Annotated in this window: 20 protein-coding genes; 10 read left to right on the top strand and 10 right to left on the bottom strand. The window is 58.0% G+C overall.

Annotated elements, in window-relative coordinates:
* Window positions 1–7 precede the first annotated feature (7 nt).
* From AC2FFB_RS16805 to folK, 3 genes are all read right to left on the bottom strand, one after another.
* The gene (locus tag AC2FFB_RS16805; RefSeq protein ID WP_142639236.1) at window positions 8–2,140 is read right to left on the bottom strand and encodes a RelA/SpoT family protein; all 2,133 of its coding nucleotides are present in this window, start codon (window positions 2,138–2,140) and stop codon (window positions 8–10) included.
* A gap of 26 nt (window positions 2,141–2,166) precedes the next feature.
* Entirely contained in the window at window positions 2,167–2,520 is a 354-nt protein-coding gene (gene rpoZ, locus AC2FFB_RS16800) for a DNA-directed RNA polymerase subunit omega (protein ID WP_142639234.1), read from the bottom strand.
* A gap of 94 nt (window positions 2,521–2,614) precedes the next feature.
* On the bottom strand, window positions 2,615–3,184 hold the full coding sequence (gene folK / locus AC2FFB_RS16795; protein ID WP_142639232.1) for a 2-amino-4-hydroxy-6-hydroxymethyldihydropteridine diphosphokinase: 570 nt from the start codon (window positions 3,182–3,184) through the stop codon (window positions 2,615–2,617).
* Between the two features lie 140 nt (window positions 3,185–3,324).
* On the opposite strand from folK, the gene AC2FFB_RS16790 reads away from it, so the two are divergent.
* The 6 genes from AC2FFB_RS16790 (at window position 3,325) to AC2FFB_RS16765 (ending at window position 7,151) form a co-directional block, all read left to right on the top strand.
* Window positions 3,325–3,894 carry a LabA-like NYN domain-containing protein gene (locus AC2FFB_RS16790; RefSeq protein ID WP_142639223.1) on the top strand — a complete coding sequence of 190 codons (570 nt, stop codon included), beginning with the start codon at window positions 3,325–3,327 and terminating at the stop codon, window positions 3,892–3,894.
* 190 nt (window positions 3,895–4,084) lie between these two features.
* The gene (gene ispH, locus AC2FFB_RS16785) at window positions 4,085–5,035 is read left to right on the top strand and encodes a 4-hydroxy-3-methylbut-2-enyl diphosphate reductase (RefSeq protein ID WP_496690322.1); all 951 of its coding nucleotides are present in this window, start codon (window positions 4,085–4,087) and stop codon (window positions 5,033–5,035) included.
* A complete protein-coding gene (locus AC2FFB_RS16780) occupies window positions 5,032–5,484 on the top strand; it encodes a DUF3429 domain-containing protein (RefSeq protein WP_496678771.1) in 453 nt (150 codons plus the stop codon). Before ispH ends, AC2FFB_RS16780 begins: the two co-directional genes overlap by 4 nt.
* Window positions 5,481–6,065 (top strand): class I SAM-dependent DNA methyltransferase, encoded by a 585-nt coding sequence (locus AC2FFB_RS16775; RefSeq protein WP_281995875.1) that lies wholly within the window; start codon window positions 5,481–5,483, stop codon window positions 6,063–6,065. The genes AC2FFB_RS16780 and AC2FFB_RS16775 overlap by 4 nt, the downstream gene beginning before the upstream one ends.
* On the top strand, window positions 6,058–6,525 hold the full coding sequence (gene rnhA, locus AC2FFB_RS16770; RefSeq protein ID WP_142639217.1) for a ribonuclease HI: 468 nt from the start codon (window positions 6,058–6,060) through the stop codon (window positions 6,523–6,525). Before AC2FFB_RS16775 ends, rnhA begins: the two co-directional genes overlap by 8 nt.
* The gene (locus tag AC2FFB_RS16765) at window positions 6,522–7,151 is read left to right on the top strand and encodes a trimeric intracellular cation channel family protein (protein WP_496875215.1); all 630 of its coding nucleotides are present in this window, start codon (window positions 6,522–6,524) and stop codon (window positions 7,149–7,151) included. Before rnhA ends, AC2FFB_RS16765 begins: the two co-directional genes overlap by 4 nt.
* 7 nt (window positions 7,152–7,158) lie before the next feature.
* On the opposite strand, the gene AC2FFB_RS16760 is transcribed toward AC2FFB_RS16765, so the two are convergent.
* From AC2FFB_RS16760 to def (AC2FFB_RS16740), 5 genes are read right to left on the bottom strand one after another with little or no spacing between them, the layout of a single operon-like run.
* The gene (locus AC2FFB_RS16760) at window positions 7,159–7,395 is read right to left on the bottom strand and encodes a GlsB/YeaQ/YmgE family stress response membrane protein (protein ID WP_271951375.1); all 237 of its coding nucleotides are present in this window, start codon (window positions 7,393–7,395) and stop codon (window positions 7,159–7,161) included.
* 1 nt (window position 7,396) lies between these two features.
* A complete protein-coding gene (locus tag AC2FFB_RS16755) occupies window positions 7,397–7,633 on the bottom strand; it encodes a hypothetical protein (protein ID WP_496690325.1) in 237 nt (78 codons plus the stop codon).
* Between the two features lie 6 nt (window positions 7,634–7,639).
* On the bottom strand, window positions 7,640–8,554 hold the full coding sequence (gene fmt, locus AC2FFB_RS16750) for a methionyl-tRNA formyltransferase (protein WP_496690326.1): 915 nt from the start codon (window positions 8,552–8,554) through the stop codon (window positions 7,640–7,642).
* Between the two features lie 2 nt (window positions 8,555–8,556).
* Window positions 8,557–9,051 carry a peptide deformylase gene (gene def / locus AC2FFB_RS16745; RefSeq protein ID WP_496714028.1) on the bottom strand — a complete coding sequence of 165 codons (495 nt, stop codon included), beginning with the start codon at window positions 9,049–9,051 and terminating at the stop codon, window positions 8,557–8,559.
* Window positions 9,048–9,566 (bottom strand): peptide deformylase, encoded by a 519-nt coding sequence (gene def, locus AC2FFB_RS16740; protein ID WP_271951383.1) that lies wholly within the window; start codon window positions 9,564–9,566, stop codon window positions 9,048–9,050. Before def (AC2FFB_RS16740) ends, def (AC2FFB_RS16745) begins: the two co-directional genes overlap by 4 nt.
* A gap of 94 nt (window positions 9,567–9,660) precedes the next feature.
* On the opposite strand from def (AC2FFB_RS16740), the gene AC2FFB_RS16735 reads away from it, so the two are divergent.
* Window positions 9,661–10,833 (top strand): MalY/PatB family protein, encoded by a 1,173-nt coding sequence (locus AC2FFB_RS16735; protein ID WP_496875214.1) that lies wholly within the window; start codon window positions 9,661–9,663, stop codon window positions 10,831–10,833.
* 35 nt (window positions 10,834–10,868) lie between these two features.
* Here AC2FFB_RS16735 and AC2FFB_RS16730 read toward each other — a convergent pair whose 3' ends face one another.
* Complete coding sequence (locus AC2FFB_RS16730) at window positions 10,869–11,222, bottom strand: hypothetical protein (protein WP_142639206.1); 354 nt, start codon at window positions 11,220–11,222, stop codon at window positions 10,869–10,871.
* Window positions 11,223–11,434: 212 nt separating this feature from the next.
* Here AC2FFB_RS16730 and AC2FFB_RS16725 point away from each other — a divergent pair, with 212 nt between their 5' ends.
* The gene (locus tag AC2FFB_RS16725) at window positions 11,435–12,424 is read left to right on the top strand and encodes a glutathione S-transferase family protein (RefSeq protein ID WP_281995873.1); all 990 of its coding nucleotides are present in this window, start codon (window positions 11,435–11,437) and stop codon (window positions 12,422–12,424) included.
* Here AC2FFB_RS16725 and AC2FFB_RS16720 read toward each other — a convergent pair.
* The gene (locus AC2FFB_RS16720; protein WP_281995887.1) at window positions 12,406–12,768 is read right to left on the bottom strand and encodes a response regulator transcription factor; all 363 of its coding nucleotides are present in this window, start codon (window positions 12,766–12,768) and stop codon (window positions 12,406–12,408) included. The two genes, AC2FFB_RS16725 and AC2FFB_RS16720, sit on opposite strands and share 19 nt — an antisense overlap.
* Window positions 12,769–12,951: 183 nt before the next feature.
* Here AC2FFB_RS16720 and AC2FFB_RS16715 point away from each other — a divergent pair, with 183 nt between their 5' ends.
* Window positions 12,952–13,917 (top strand): threonine-phosphate decarboxylase, encoded by a 966-nt coding sequence (locus AC2FFB_RS16715; protein ID WP_496690327.1) that lies wholly within the window; start codon window positions 12,952–12,954, stop codon window positions 13,915–13,917.
* The gene (cbiB, locus tag AC2FFB_RS16710) at window positions 13,914–14,834 is read left to right on the top strand and encodes an adenosylcobinamide-phosphate synthase CbiB (RefSeq protein ID WP_496875213.1); all 921 of its coding nucleotides are present in this window, start codon (window positions 13,914–13,916) and stop codon (window positions 14,832–14,834) included. The genes AC2FFB_RS16715 and cbiB overlap by 4 nt, the downstream gene beginning before the upstream one ends.
* Window positions 14,835–14,836 lie beyond the last annotated feature (2 nt).

Below are 14,836 nucleotides of genomic sequence, written 5' to 3'. Positions count from 1 at the left end.
CCCCTTCTCAGCCAGCCGCAACTGCGGATTTAGCTCTGTCTCTGAAACGTTCAACCGCTGCAACATCGCTTTCGGCCTCAAGCATCAACATCAACGAATGCAACTGCTCTAGGTCGCGCAGTTCAACGTTGACCAGCAGGCGGTAAAAATCCGGTTTGCGATCCACAAATTCTAGGTTCGAGATATTGGCCTTTTTCTCGCCGATCAATGTACAAATGCGACCCAGCACACCTGCGTCATTGCCAATCGTAACATCAATCGTTGCCCCGTAAACAGCCGGGTGAGTTCCCGAGTGCCAGTGCAGATCGACCCAGCGTTTGGGCTCACTCTCGTATTCGCTCAGGCGATCACAGTCGATTGCATGCACGACAACACCTTTGCCGCGATAAGTGATCCCGACGATCCGTTCACCCGGCAATGGCTGGCAGCAAGGGGCGCGGTCAAACTTCTGCCCCGGCTCAAGACCGATCACGGCCCGGCGCATCGGAATGGCATCACCATCATCCTGCGTCAGTTCCGGGTAGACGGCGCTGACCACATCATGGGCAGTTAGTTCTGCACTGCCCAGGCGCGCCAGCAGCTCATGCCGGTCTTTCAGGCGCAGATGCTTGGCAGCAGTGTCCAGCGCCTTGTCGGTCGCTTTGCGCCCGACATGTTCAAATCCCGATCGCGCCAGTTCTTTGCCCAGCTTGATGAACCGCTCTCGGTCAACCTCGCGCAGGGCGCGACGAATGGCTGTACGGGCTTTACCGGTGACGGCAATTTCCAACCACGTGACTTGGGGAGTCTGACCGTCAGCTGTAATGATATCCACCGACTGCCCGTTTTTGATCCGGGTCCAAAGTGGCACGCGAATACCATCAACCTTGGCCCCTACACAGGCGTGCCCGATGCGCGTGTGGATGGCATAGGCAAAGTCGATCGGCGTCGCACCACGCGGCAGTTTCACCACGTCCCCCTTAGGCGTGAAACAAAAGACCTGATCCGAATACATCTCGAGCTTGACTGCCTCGAGGAAATCCTCGTGATCCTCTTCGCTGTCAAACTGCTCAGTCAGGTTGGCGATCCACTTAGCCGGGTCTACGGCAAAGGGGTTTTCCGAACGCACGCCATCCCGATAGGACCAGTGCGCGGCCACGCCGGTTTCGGCGACATCATGCATCTGACGGGTGCGGATCTGAACCTCGACCCGCTTGCCGTCACGGCCTGAAACGGTGGTGTGGATCGACCGGTAACCGTTCGATTTCGGCTGACTGATATAATCCTTAAACCGCCCCGGCACGGCGCGCCAACGCTGGTGGATCGCGCCAAGGGTTCGATAGCAGTCTTCTTCGCTTTGCGTAATGATGCGGAACCCGTAGATGTCGGACAGACGCGAGAACCCCTGGTCCTTTTCCTGCATCTTACGCCAAATCGAATAGGGTTTCTTGGCACGGCCAAAAACCTCGGCTTCAATCCCGGCCTTTTCAAGTTCGTGCCGCATGTCGCCGGTGATCCGGTGGATCACGTCACCCGTTTCGCGCTGCAGCGTGATGAAGCGGCGGATGATGGACTGGCGGCCTTCAGAGTTGAGAACGCGGAAGGCGAGGTCTTCCAGCTCTTCCCGCATCCATTGCATACCCATACGGCCTGCAAGCGGCGCGTAGATATCCATCGTCTCGCGCGCTTTGACGATCTGCTTTTCGGGCCGCATCGCCTTGATTGTGCGCATATTGTGCAGACGGTCTGCCAGCTTGACCAGAATGACCCGCAAATCCTTGGACATCGCCATGAACAGCTTGCGGAAGTTCTCGGCCTGTTTGGTTTCGCGGCTGGACAGCTGAAGGTTTGTCAGTTTGGTGACCCCATCAACCAGCTTGGCGACTTCTTCGCCAAACAGCTCAGACACTTTGCCGTAATTGGCCTTGGTGTCTTCGATCGTATCGTGCAGCAGCGCCGTGATAATAGTCGCATCATCCAGACGCTGTTCGGTCAGGATGGCGGCAACGGCAACAGGGTGGGTGAAATAGGGCTCGCCAGAATGGCGGAATTGCCCATCATGCATCTGCTTGCCGAACTCATAAGCTTTGGCAATGCGGTCTGCATTCGTCTTGGGATTGTAGTTGCGGACCAGCGCAATCAGGTCTTCAGCAGAAATCATCCGGTCCGCACCTTCATTTGTGGGGATTACCCCTGGCCTTGAGCCTCCATCAGAGCGCGCAGCAGCTTTTCTTCGGACATGTCGTCATCCGCAGGCTTGTCTGTTTCCGCACCCATCAGCAGCGCCATCTGGTCTTCTTCAGGCTCGTCGACCTCGATTTGGGTCTGGTTGGCCTCAATCAGCCGCTCGCGCAGCTCATCAGCGCTTTGAGTCTCGTCAGCGATCTCACGCAGAGAAACAACCGGGTTTTTGTCGTTGTCACGGTCAACGGTGATCGGACCACCGGCGGAAATCTCGCGCGCACGATGGGCGGCAAGCATCACCAGTTCAAACCGGTTCGGAACCTTGTCTACGCAATCTTCAACCGTCACGCGGGCCATGGGGCGCTCTCCGTTACTGAATCCATGTCAGGAAGAGGTTTATCTAAGGGCGAATCCCTGCCTTGACAAGCAGGAAATGCTGCAAATGCACCAATCATAACGGGGTAACTGCCGCAATATCGTCCGAAGGAAGCCCCGCAAGCATTTCCATGACGGTCTGGTCCAGTATCGGATGCCGCCAGTTCGGGGCAACATCCGCCATGGGAACAAGCACAAACGCACGATCCTGTACCCTTGGGTGCGGCAGGATCAACTGATCCGGCGCCTGCTGTTTCTGATCTTCGGGTGGCAGAGATAACCAGCTTTGAAAAACCTCGCGGTCGGGCAGAACCAGATCATCGTAACAGACCAGGTCCAGATCCAACGTCCGCATTCCCCAGCGCTGAATCCTCTCACGCCCGTAATCATGTTCAATTCCATGCAATATCTGCAGCAACTCAAAGGGTGACCTTTCAGTCTCGATCAACACGGCCGCATTCACATAGTCCGGGCCCGCGCCCTCAGGAAAACAAGGGGTCGCATAAAAGCGGCTTTCAGCCCGAATCAACAGCCCCTGGCGCAAAATCGCGTCAATGGCATGCCGTAGCGTCAGATGGGGCTCAAAACCTCTCACTTTGAGATTTGCGCCGAGGGCAAGCACTGCTTTTGAGGTGGTTTTGCGCATCCTACTCCCTATATTCGGCGAATTGCATACTTGCGATACACCATAAAACCCCTAATTATGGGGATATCAATGCGCTGTATTTTCCCAAGCCTCACTCACGTAACACGCAGCGCGCTGATTTGTACCGGAAGGATCTATTTATGTTTTATAAAGACGAACGGCTAGCGCTGTTCATCGACGGCTCGAATCTTTATGCAGCCGCAAAAGCACTGGGGTTTGACATTGACTATAAACTGCTGCGCCAGGAATTCATGCGCCGCGGTAAGATGCTCAGAGCTTTCTATTACACAGCGCTACTTGAAAATGACGAGTATTCGCCCATCCGTCCACTGGTTGATTGGCTGCATTACAATGGCTTCACCATGGTTACGAAACCGGCAAAAGAATACACCGACAGCATGGGGCGTCGGAAAGTCAAAGGTAACATGGATATCGAACTGACCGTCGATGCCATGGAGCTTGCACCACGTGTAGACCATATCGTGCTGTTTTCCGGCGACGGAGATTTCCGCCCGCTGATCGCAAGCCTGCAACGTCAGGGGGTACGCGTTTCTGTGGTGTCGACCATCCGCAGCCAGCCCCCCATGATCTCGGACGAATTGCGCCGCCAGGCCGACAACTTCATTGAGCTGGAAGATCTCCGCGACGTGATCGGTCGCCCGCCGCGCGAAATGCCGATGGAACCGCGCACCGTTGCCGCAGGCGGGTAATAACCTGGCCCCAAAGCAAACTCGGTTGAAAATTAGCGCGGTCAGGGGAAACCCTGGCCGCGCTTTTAAACAAAGATCAGGTGCTGAAAACACCTATTGGCTAGCATTGAACCATGTCGGATCAATGACATTGTCCTGACTGGACCATGGCCGTGAAAAGACTTACCTGTGTCGGTAAGGAGAACGCGACATGACCAAGCCCCCCCTGACCCTCTATCTTGCCGCCCCGCGCGGGTTCTGTGCTGGTGTCGACAGGGCCATAAAGATTGTCGAGATGGCGCTGCAGAAATGGGGTGCCCCAGTCTATGTTCGGCACGAGATTGTCCATAACAAATTCGTGGTCGATGGACTGCGCGCCAAAGGTGCGATCTTTGTCGATGAGCTGGAAGACTGCCCCGACGATCGCCCAGTGATATTCTCGGCGCACGGGGTTCCCAAATCGGTACCCGCGACGGCGGCGCAGCGCCAGATGGTCTATGTCGACGCCACCTGCCCGCTGGTCTCCAAAGTCCATGTCGAAGCACAGCGCCACGCCGAAGCCGGGCTGCAGATGATCATGATCGGTCATAAGGGCCATCCCGAAACCATCGGAACCATGGGACAGCTCCCGGACGGAGAGGTTTTGCTGGTCGAAACCGTTGCAGATGTCGCCGACGTCCAGGTCCGCGACCCTGACAGACTGGCCTTTGTCACTCAGACGACCCTGTCGGTTGACGACACAAAGGATGTCATCGAGGCACTTCAGGCCCGGTTCCCGTCCATTGTCGGCCCCCACAAAGAAGACATCTGTTACGCCACAACCAACCGGCAAGAGGCGGTCAAGGTTGTGGCCCGGAAGTCCGATGCCCTGTTGGTTGTGGGGGCGCCGAATTCATCAAACTCGCGCCGTTTGGTCGAGGTCGCGGCACGCGCGGGATGCAGCTATGCCCAACTGGTGCAACGCGCGACCGACATCGACTGGCGCGCACTCGAAGGTATCTCTTCGATCGCTCTGACAGCAGGCGCTTCTGCCCCCGAGGTTCTGATCAACGAAGTTATTGATGCGTTCAGACAGCATTACGATGTGACGGTCGAGATGGTCGAAACAGCGACCGAGAATGTCGAGTTCAAAGTCCCGCGCGTCCTGCGCCAACCCGCATGAGTGGCATACCAAGGGCGCCGCTGTTTCTGGGGTTGGCCGGGCTGATCCCCTTCATCTGGGGCGCGCTGACCTATCTGAACGGCGATCTGAACGACTGGGGCCGACAGGCACTGGGCGCACGTTTTGTCGGTCCGTATATCCAGTTGTATTATGGGGCGATCATCCTCAGCTTTATGTCCGGCGTGCTGTGGGGGTTTTCCAGTAAAACCTCTGGCAGCAAGGCCGCGACCTGTTATGCGCTGTCCACATTACCCGCCCTGTGGGCCTTTCTGAAAACCGGCAGCGGGCCTGTCAGCACTGGCACAAATCTGATGTGGGGGTTTGGCGGGCTACTGGTGTTGGATGCCATCTTTTCGTATTGGCGGCTAACACCAGTCTGGTGGATGCGGTTGCGCATTTTGCTGACCGCAGTCGTATTGGCCTGCCTTGCCGTCGGAGTCTATCTGTGAGCGATCCCAAAACTATCAACGCCTATACCAACAACGTGGCCGAATACCTCAAGGTTCCTCTACCACCGGAGCAGCTGACATCGCGTCAGGAATTTGCCGATGCCGTCGGTAAGGGGCATGTGTTGGATCTGGGCTCGGGCCCCGGGTCAGACAGCGCGTTCTTTCTACGCCAGGGCCTGAGCGTGCATGCGCTGGATGCGACGCCCGCTTTTGTTGACTATGCGCGCGCCAATGGCGTGGACGCGCATCTGGGTACTTTCGACGACGTGACCGAAGTGGCCGCATATGACGGCATCTACGCCAGCTTCTCGCTGCTGCACGCGCCTCGCAAGGATTTCCCACGCCATTTGGCGGCCATCCACCGGGCGCTGAAACCGCAGGGCGTTTTTTTCCTGGGCCTCAAACTGGGCACGGGCGAACATCGCGATCATCTGGATCGCTATTATAGCTACTTCTCGCAGACAGAGATCGAGGAGGCCCTGGCAGATGCCGGCTTTACCATCGACGGGATTAGGACCGGGATCGGCAAAGGTCTGGCGGGTTCTTACGATGGCTTCATTCTGGTGCTGGCCCATGCCTGAACTGTTTGCCTATACTGACGGTGCTTGTTCTGGCAATCCAGGCCCGGGTGGCTGGGGCGTGTTGCTGCGTGCAATGGAAGGCGACACCGTCCTGAAACAGCGTGAACTGAGCGGCGGCGAAGCTGAAACCACCAACAACCGAATGGAACTGCTGGCCGCGATCAGCGCGCTTGAAACGCTTGAACGTGCCTCTAAAATCACCGTAATCACTGACAGCGCCTATGTGAAAAACGGCGTCACCGGTTGGATCTTCGGCTGGAAAAAGAATGGCTGGAAGACCTCGAACAAGAAGCCGGTTAAGAATGTCGATCTGTGGCAACGGCTGGATGAGGCGCAGATGCGCCATGATGTGACTTGGGAATGGGTCAAGGGCCATGCGGGTCACCCGGAAAACGAAAAGGCCGATGAACTTGCCCGCGCAGGCATGGCCCCATTCAAACCAAAGAAGGCACAGACATGACCGGTTTGGACCTGCTCGATTATGCCTCGGTTCTGGTTTTTGCGCTGACTGGCGCATTGGTCGCCAGTCGCGCGCAGCTTGATCTTGTAGGGTTTGCCTTTATCGCCTGCCTGACCGCCGTTGGCGGCGGCACGGTGCGTGACCTGCTGTTGGATCGGAATCCGGTGTTCTGGGTTGGCCAGCCCAGCTATGTCCTGATGGCCTGCAGTGCGGCGGTGCTTGTGTTCTTTACAGCCCATCTGGTCGAAAGCCGATATAACTGGCTGGTTTGGTTGGACAGTTTCGCCCTGTCCATTGCAGTAGCTGCCGGCACGGGCGTCGCATTATCCTTGGACCAATCCGGCACGATCGTGGTGTTGATGGGTGTCACCACCGGATGCTTTGGCGGCCTGATGCGGGACGTGGTCTGCAACGAGGTTCCGCTGGTGCTGAAACAGGGTGAGCTTTATGTGTCTTGCGCCCTTGCAGGCTCGGTAGCGGCCGTTATTGCCAAACGGATGGGGTTCGAGGAGCTGACCGTGCTTGCCGCCTGCGCCCTGATCTGCTGGGCATTGCGGGCAGGATCGCTGCTGTTCGGCTGGAAACTGCCCGTCTACAAAAGCCGCCCGCCACGCAGTCGCCCTTGATCAAGGCTTAGCGGCGCATATAGGTCTGCCAGATCCAGATCACCAGAAGCGCGCCCAGCACAGCGCCGATGAACCCGGACAGCCAGCCCATCATCGTGACCAATGCCCGCAGGAGAAACCCACCTACCAAGGCACCAATGATACCGATCAGCATGGTGGTGGGAATATCTGCCTCAATCCGCATCAGGCGGGTGGCCAGAAAACCCGCAGCGGCGCCGATGACGATCAGGGCGATGAGGGGCATGTCACTTCCTCCAATGGGTCGGAACGATGATCAGCGCCCCGACAGAGGACAGCACTGCATCCAGACCGGGCGGGCCAAAGCTGACCCCGAACATGATGCGCACGAAATAGAACAGGAATGCACCACCTAAGCAGATGATGATCGACTGCAGAATGCCATTATGGGTAAAGCCGGATTTCTCGGACAGATAGCCGACAATCCCAGCAATAACGACAGTCCCCATCAGGATCATGAACATGGCGGCCTACTCCGATGACAGGCGGGTACCAACGGCAATCGGCCACCCCCGCAGAAAAGTTTCCCTATCCTGCGCCCCTTTACCCGCCCGTTGCAAGCGCAGCAGCTCGATCGCGTCATCGTCACAGGCAACCTTCAGTTGGTCGTCAAGAACCTCTCCTGCAACACCCTGCCCCTCAGCTAATTTGGAACCAAGCAGCTTGATCCGCTCGCCATTCATCTCGGTCCAGGCGCCGGGAAAGGGGGACAGGCCACGGATCTGACGGTCAATTTCGACCGCGGGTCTGGCCCAGTCAACACGCGCCTCAGCCTTGTCGATCTTGGCGGCATAGGTCACGCCGTCGTCGGGTTGAGGCTCGGGCGTCAGGTTCGGCAGTTTGGACAGTGCCTCGACGATCAGAGAAGCGCCCATTTCAGACAGCCGGTCATGCAACTGCCCTGTGGTCTCCTGCGCACCAATGTCGGTGGCCCGCCGCAACAGGACTGGCCCGGTATCCAGACCAGCCTCCATCTGCATGATGCAAATACCGGTCTGCGCATCACCCGCCATGATCGCCCGATGGATCGGAGCGGCCCCGCGCCAACGCGGCAACAGGCTTGCATGAATGTTCAGACATCCCTGCGATGGCGCATCCAGAATCGGTTGGGGCAGCAACAGGCCATAGGCCACGACGACAGCCACATCCGCATTCAACGCGGCAAAGGCGTCCTGTTCTTCCGCCGATTTCAATGAGACCGGATGCCGAACGGTCAGTCCCAATGCCTCGGCCCGAGCATGAACGGGGGTTGGACGATCCTTTTTGCCTCTGCCCGCTGGGCGCGGAGGCTGGCAGTAGACGGCGGCAACCTCATGCCCCGCATCAATCAGCGCGTCCAGCACCGGAACCGAGAAATCGGGTGTCCCCATAAAGATCAGCCGCATGCCTACCCCAGCTTTTTAGCTTTGCGCAGCAGAATGTCGCGTTTGACCTTGCTGAGCCTGTCGAAATACATCCGCCCGTTTAGATGGTCGATCTGGTGCTGCACGCTGGTGGCTTCGATCCCGACAAAGTCACGGCGGTCGATGATGCCATTTTCGTTGAGAAACTTTACCGTCACAGCCCGGGGACGTTTCACCTTAGCCGACACGCCAGGCAAGTTTGGGCTGGCTTCTTCATGCTCGCGCAATTCGACCGATCTGTGCAGGATCTCAGGGTTTGCCAGCCGCACGGCCCGCCCCCTCTCGGTCGAGCCATCGACCACCGCCAGCCGGAGCATCACGCCGATCTGCGGTGCGGCAAGGCCGACGCCGGGCATCGCCTCCATCGTGTCGATCATGTCATCCCAGATGGCACGAACCTCGTCAGTAATTTCGGTGATATCTTCGGCTTTGGTCCGCAGGCGCTTATCAGGCCATGGCAGGCAGGTACGAACGGTCATTCGCGCGCCTGCTCGCGTTTCAGCTTTTGCATTTTTCGGGTGATCATCTGGCGTTTCATAGGCTTGAGATAGTCGATGAACAGCTTCCCGTTCAGGTGGTCAATCTCATGCTGGACACAGGTTGCCCAAAGGCCATCGAATGTTTCCCGCTGCGCGTTACCGTCACGATCGATCCAAGCCACATCCACGACCTTTGGGCGCGTGACTTCGGCGAATTGTTCGGGGATCGAAAGACAACCTTCTTCATAGACATTCGTCTCGTCAGACGACGCGACCACTTCGGGGTTGAACATGATCAGCGGGCGCGGTGCCTCGCCCTCTTCCTTGACACAGTCCATAACAATCAGCCGGTCCAGCATCCCAATCTGAGGCGCTGCCAGCCCGATACCAGGCGCATCATACATCGTCTCAAGCATGTCATCAGCCAGCTGGCGCAATTCGTCCGTCAGATCCACTACGGGAGAGCAGATCTTTTTCAGGCGGGGGTCGGGATGGATCAGTATATTGCGTTTCATGAGGTTGATTTAGGCCATCACGCCCTAAGCCGCAACGCCCCCCTTGCACCTGCCGAATATACGGCTAGCTTTCATCCGGACAGATGGAGCAGATATGACATTCAACGACCTGATCGACCGCCGCGGCACTAACAGTTCGAAATGGGACAAGCTTGAAAAGCTGTATGGCCTTTCGCCGGATGACAGTCTGGCAATGTGGACGGCCGATTCTGACTATTCTACGGCGCCTTGTGTGATCGGCGCTGTGCGTAACGCGGCGGATCACGGTGTTTTCGGATATTCCTGGATGCACCCGGACTACCTGAATTCCGTCCAATGGTGGATGAAGAACCGCCACGGGTGGGAGATCGATTCTGATTGGATTCTGACGTCGCAGGGTCTGGGAAATGCGATTGCGCTCTGCCTCGATGTCTGGACCAGTCCGGGCGACGGAGTGGTCATCTTTACACCCGTCTACCATGAGTTTGCACATAAGGTGAACAAGTCAGGTCGGCGCGTAGTGGAGTGCCCCCTGATGCGCGACGGCGACGGCTATGGCCTTGATCTGGAAGACGCGCAGTCGCGGCTGGACGGAACCGAGAAGATGCTTTTGTGGTGCTCGCCTCAGAACCCCTCGGGCCGGGTCTGGACGCCAGAGGAATTGCGCGCAGTCGCGGCATTTGCGGAACGGAACAGCCTGATTCTGGTATCGGATGAGATTCACCACGATCTGGTCTATCCCGGCACGACCTTTGTTCCGATGGATGTCGCCGCGCTGGATGCGCGGCCCCGGACCGTGACACTGACTGCAGCGTCCAAGACCTTCAACATCGCAGGTCAACGGACGGGGAATATGATCATTCCCGACCCGGACCTGCGCGCCGCGATGCGCCGCCGAATCCAGACACTGGATTATGATCCCAGCGCATTGGGAGTCGCAATGATCACCGCTGCCTATTCGCCTGAAGGGGCCGCTTGGGTGGATGAACAGATCGCCCATCTTGATAGCAACCGAAAAATCTTTGACGCTGCAATCGCAGAAATCCCTGGCCTGTGGTCAATGCCCCTACAGGCAACCTTTTTGGCTTGGATTGATTTCTCGGGCACCGGAATGGACCACGCAGAATTTACCCGACGTCTGCGCGAGGATGCAAAAATCGCCACCTCGCCCGGCCCCGGCTTTGGTGCGGGCGGAGAGACATTCGAGCGGTTCAATCTTGCGACGCAACGCGGGCGTGTTGAAGAGGCCAGCAAACGGCTGAAACACGCGTTTTCCGATCTGCAATAGCGGGATGCCCATCGGCAGACCCGATGGGCAAATGCCTAGTCCTTGTTTCCAAGCAGCGCGATGGGCGCGTCCGGAGATCGATAGAAATCCAAAGGGGCCTTGTCGGAGGCGGCCGTGCTGCGCTTGAATTCATAGCGCATTTCGCCTGCCTCACATTCATCGGCAATGATCAGGCATTGATATAAGTGACGCGCGCCATCGTAGATATCGACCAAACCGCGCAATCGAGGCGTGGTCGCGGCCTCTACGGTGAAGCCATCCTTCCACAATCGGAGAATTTTGTAGGTATTGTCACCCAATTCGACACGAAGTCGGCTGGTTTTCTTCAGACTCGCGATTCGCGCAGCATCCAATTCGGCGCTGATTTCTTTGGAAACATAGGTACTCATATCAAAACTCCCCCGCAGCGGACTCTATTTTGGAACGTAGACTGTAAAAATCCAGTGAAGCCGATCACTCAACGCGGTCGAATCCAAACCTGTTGCACGGAAATCCCATTCCAACCTGTGCGAAAACGCAGGCACAATGCGCGGCGGCTCGCATAGGATCGGTTCCCTTCAAAGCGTATGTTCCGGGAAACCGCATTACGGAGGATCCAAGCATGGGCCTATTGGTCGACGGCAAATGGCACGACACATGGTATGATACCAAATCCACAGGCGGCGCCTTCAAGCGTAGCGCGGCGCAATTTCGCAACTGGTTGACCGCTGATGGCAGTGCCGGACCCTCCGGCACGGGCGGCTTCAAAGCCGAACCTGACCGGTACCATCTTTATGTCAGCCATGCCTGCCCCTGGGCCCACAGGACACTGATATTCCGCGAACTGAAAGAGCTGTCCGATCTGATCCCGGTTTCGGTCGTACACCCAGACATGCTGACCAAGGGATGGACATTTGCAACCGACGAACACGGGGCGGCGGGCGACGTACTGTACGGAATGGACTATACCCACCAAATCTATACCAAGGCTGACCCGACCTATTCGGGGCGCGTAACCGTTCCGATCCTGTGGGACAAGGAACAGGAAACCATCGTCTCAAACGAAAGTTCGGAAATCATCCGGATGTTCAACTCGGCCTTTGACGGGATCACCGGGAACACCGATGATTACTGGCCCGAGGCGATGCGTGACGAAATCGAACAGGTCAATGCCCGCGTCTATTCCGACATCAATAACGGGGTCTACAAATCCGGCTTTGCCACCAGCCAGGCGGCATATGACGCAGCCGTTGGCCCGCTCTTTGACACGCTGGACTGGCTCGAAGACCGGCTGTCCACCAGCCGCTATCTGATGGGCGACCGCATCACCGAGGCCGACTGGCGGTTGTTCACCACGCTGATCCGGTTTGATCCGGTCTACCACCTGCATTTCAAATGCAACCGGCGGCGTCTGATCGACTATCCCAACCTGTGGGCCTATACCCGCGAGCTGTACCAGTGGCCGGGTGTCGCGCGGACCGTGAACTTAAACCATATCGTGCGCCACTATCACTACAGCCATGAGAGCATTAACCCGCACCGGATCATCCCGACGAACCCGATCCTGAACTATCTGGAGCCCCATGGGCGCGATCAGCGCCCCGCCGCGTAATGCTCAACCATCGCCGCCAGATCCTCTGGCGGCGTGCAGCTTTGCACATAAGCGCAGGCATTCGGGCTATGGGCAAAGATCGAGCCATCCGAAAAGAAAGTGGTGTTGGTCACGAAGATCACCCGGGCCTCGGGCCTGCGATAGCTGGCAAAATCAGCCACGGCCAAGGCGCTACCGGTTTCCAGCACCAGATCCATCACGATGATCTCAAATTCGGCACCATAAAGGGCAAGGATCGCATCCTCTTGCCCGGTCACAAGCGTGACCTCGGCACCCTGTCGCTCAAGATGCCTTTTCCAGACCCGACCTAAATCAGGGTTACTCTCAACAATCAGTACATTCATCATCAACAACCTCGGCACTTATATTGGTGAGTGGTGCCGACCCCTAAGGTTTGTGTTCACGCCAATTCATTAACAAAGTGTTAACCGAGACGGAGCACGCCCCTGATCACGCGGATTTGCTTGTAAAACTGGCAGAAATCCGCTTGAAACAGGCAAAATTTGGTGATTCCGGCGAGGGGCCCGATGGCGCGCGAAAATAGAGATTTGAATCCGCGGGCCGCTCGGGACCATGGCGGTGGGCTGGATGGGGCCATGTCAGTTTATGGCGGTAAGCGAACCGATTGGATCGACCTGTCCACCGGAATCAATCCGGTTCCATACGAGGTTGCCGGGCTCACCCCATCGGATTGGATGGAATTGCCCGACCATCGCGCATTTGAACGGCTGGCCGATGCGGCCCGCAGTTTCTGGTCAGTTCCCGAGGGTGCAGAGATCCTGCCTGCGCCCGGCGCATCTGCTCTGATCGCCCGCATTCCTGCGCTGGCTGCAACCGGCCGAGTTCAGATTACCACTCCGACCTATAACGAACATGCCGCCGCCTTTGCCGCGCAGGGCTGGACACTACAGAACTCCGGCCCAGTTGAGGCACGCGTGATCGTGCACCCCAACAACCCAGATGGGCGCATCTGGAGCGTGGGCGATGTGGATGCCCCCCTGACGATTATCGACGAGAGCTTTTGCGACGTCACGCCCGATGCCTCGCTGATCCATCTTGCCGACCGGCCCGGAGTTATCGTGCTGAAAAGCTTTGGCAAGTTTTGGGGGCTGGCGGGGCTACGGCTGGGATTTGCCATCGCACGCTCTGATCTGATCGCACGTTTGAACGATCTGACCGGGCCTTGGGCGGTCTCAGGTCCCGCCTTGCGGATCGGAGAGCAAGCGCTGCGCGACACGGCCTGGGCTGACGAGACCCGCCTGCTTTTGGCGGCCGATGCCGCCCGGATGGATCGGATGGTAACGCAGAAAGGCGCGCAGCTGATCGGCGGCACCAGCCTGTTCCGGCTCTATCAGGTCGACGACGCCAGTGCCTGGCAAGACCGTCTGGCCCGCGCACATATCTGGACTCGTGTATTCCCCTATTCGCAAACCTATCTGCGCCTTGGCCTGCCACCGGCAGATGGCTGGGCGCGGCTTGAGGCGGCCCTGTGAGCACCGCCTTTATCTTGGTCTGCGCCATGTGTCTGGATGCGGCACTGGGCGAGCCGGATTGGCTGTGGTCGCGCATCCGGCACCCCGCCGTTATGATTGGTAAACTCATCGAGTGGCTTGACGACCGCCTGAACCATGACTCGTACCGTCGCCTTAAGGGCATAGCTGTTGCCGCGCTGCTGGTCGCAGGTGCCGCTGGGCTTGGGGGGCTTCTGTCTTTGCTTGGCCCGATCATCGGCACCATCATCTGCGCTGTGCTGATGGCACAAAAATCGCTGGTGGAACATGTTCGCGCTGTTGGCGAGGGTTTGCAGACCTCGCTGGTCGATGGGCGCGCGAAGGTCGCCATGATCGTGTCACGCGACACCAAGGACATGACCGAAGCACAGGTCGCCCGATCCGCGATCGAGAGCGCGGCTGAAAACCTCAGCGACGGAGTCATCGCGCCGGCCTTCTGGTTTCTGGTGGGTGGCCTGCCAGGGCTTCTGGTTTACAAGGCGATCAATACTGCCGACAGCATGGTCGGCTATCGCACGGATAAATACCGCGATTTCGGATGGGCAGCTGCGCGGTTGGACGATGTCCTGAACCTGGTCCCGGCACGACTGACCTTTCTATTGATCGTTATCTTGTCAAACCAATGGGCGAAATGGGAGCAGATGGTGGGCGATGCGCGCCGCCATATCTCTCCCAACGCTGGCTGGCCCGAGGCGGCAATGGCACGCGCGCTGAGCGTGGCCCTTGCCGGGCCGCGCAGCTATGACGGGCAGCTCAGGGATCTGGCTTGGGTCAACGGCGAGGCCCCGCGCGACATCGGCGCGCCAGAGGTTTTCCGCGCATGCGACATGCTTTGGAGGATATGGGGGCTTGCGCTTGGCCTCGTGTCAGTGTGGGTTGGGGTCAGCTTCATAATCTGACG

The organism is Ruegeria sp. YTSA219, from assembly GCF_059609985.1.
The sequence above is the reverse complement of the archived record's forward strand: the minus strand, read 5'-3'. Positions and strand labels throughout refer to the sequence as shown.

What these genes read in the sequence shown, in the direction of transcription:
- AC2FFB_RS16805 (WP_142639236.1), bottom strand. Translation starts at nt 2,140, where the DNA reads ATGATTTCTGCTGAAGACCTGATTGCGCTGGTCCGCAACTACAATCCC.
- rpoZ (WP_142639234.1), bottom strand. Translation starts at nt 2,520, where the DNA reads ATGGCCCGCGTGACGGTTGAAGATTGCGTAGACAAGGTTCCGAACCGG.
- folK (WP_142639232.1), bottom strand. Translation starts at nt 3,184, where the DNA reads ATGCGCAAAACCACCTCAAAAGCAGTGCTTGCCCTCGGCGCAAATCTC.
- AC2FFB_RS16790 (WP_142639223.1), top strand. Translation starts at nt 3,325, where the DNA reads ATGTTTTATAAAGACGAACGGCTAGCGCTGTTCATCGACGGCTCGAAT.
- ispH (WP_496690322.1), top strand. Translation starts at nt 4,085, where the DNA reads ATGACCAAGCCCCCCCTGACCCTCTATCTTGCCGCCCCGCGCGGGTTC.
- AC2FFB_RS16780 (WP_496678771.1), top strand. Translation starts at nt 5,032, where the DNA reads ATGAGTGGCATACCAAGGGCGCCGCTGTTTCTGGGGTTGGCCGGGCTG.
- rnhA (WP_142639217.1), top strand. Translation starts at nt 6,058, where the DNA reads ATGCCTGAACTGTTTGCCTATACTGACGGTGCTTGTTCTGGCAATCCA.
- AC2FFB_RS16765 (WP_496875215.1), top strand. Translation starts at nt 6,522, where the DNA reads ATGACCGGTTTGGACCTGCTCGATTATGCCTCGGTTCTGGTTTTTGCG.
- AC2FFB_RS16760 (WP_271951375.1), bottom strand. Translation starts at nt 7,395, where the DNA reads ATGCCCCTCATCGCCCTGATCGTCATCGGCGCCGCTGCGGGTTTTCTG.
- AC2FFB_RS16755 (WP_496690325.1), bottom strand. Translation starts at nt 7,633, where the DNA reads ATGTTCATGATCCTGATGGGGACTGTCGTTATTGCTGGGATTGTCGGC.
- fmt (WP_496690326.1), bottom strand. Translation starts at nt 8,554, where the DNA reads ATGCGGCTGATCTTTATGGGGACACCCGATTTCTCGGTTCCGGTGCTG.
- def (WP_496714028.1), bottom strand. Translation starts at nt 9,051, where the DNA reads ATGACCGTTCGTACCTGCCTGCCATGGCCTGATAAGCGCCTGCGGACC.
- def (WP_271951383.1), bottom strand. Translation starts at nt 9,566, where the DNA reads ATGAAACGCAATATACTGATCCATCCCGACCCCCGCCTGAAAAAGATC.
- AC2FFB_RS16735 (WP_496875214.1), top strand. Translation starts at nt 9,661, where the DNA reads ATGACATTCAACGACCTGATCGACCGCCGCGGCACTAACAGTTCGAAA.
- AC2FFB_RS16730 (WP_142639206.1), bottom strand. Translation starts at nt 11,222, where the DNA reads ATGAGTACCTATGTTTCCAAAGAAATCAGCGCCGAATTGGATGCTGCG.
- AC2FFB_RS16725 (WP_281995873.1), top strand. Translation starts at nt 11,435, where the DNA reads ATGGGCCTATTGGTCGACGGCAAATGGCACGACACATGGTATGATACC.
- AC2FFB_RS16720 (WP_281995887.1), bottom strand. Translation starts at nt 12,768, where the DNA reads ATGAATGTACTGATTGTTGAGAGTAACCCTGATTTAGGTCGGGTCTGG.
- AC2FFB_RS16715 (WP_496690327.1), top strand. Translation starts at nt 12,952, where the DNA reads ATGGCGCGCGAAAATAGAGATTTGAATCCGCGGGCCGCTCGGGACCAT.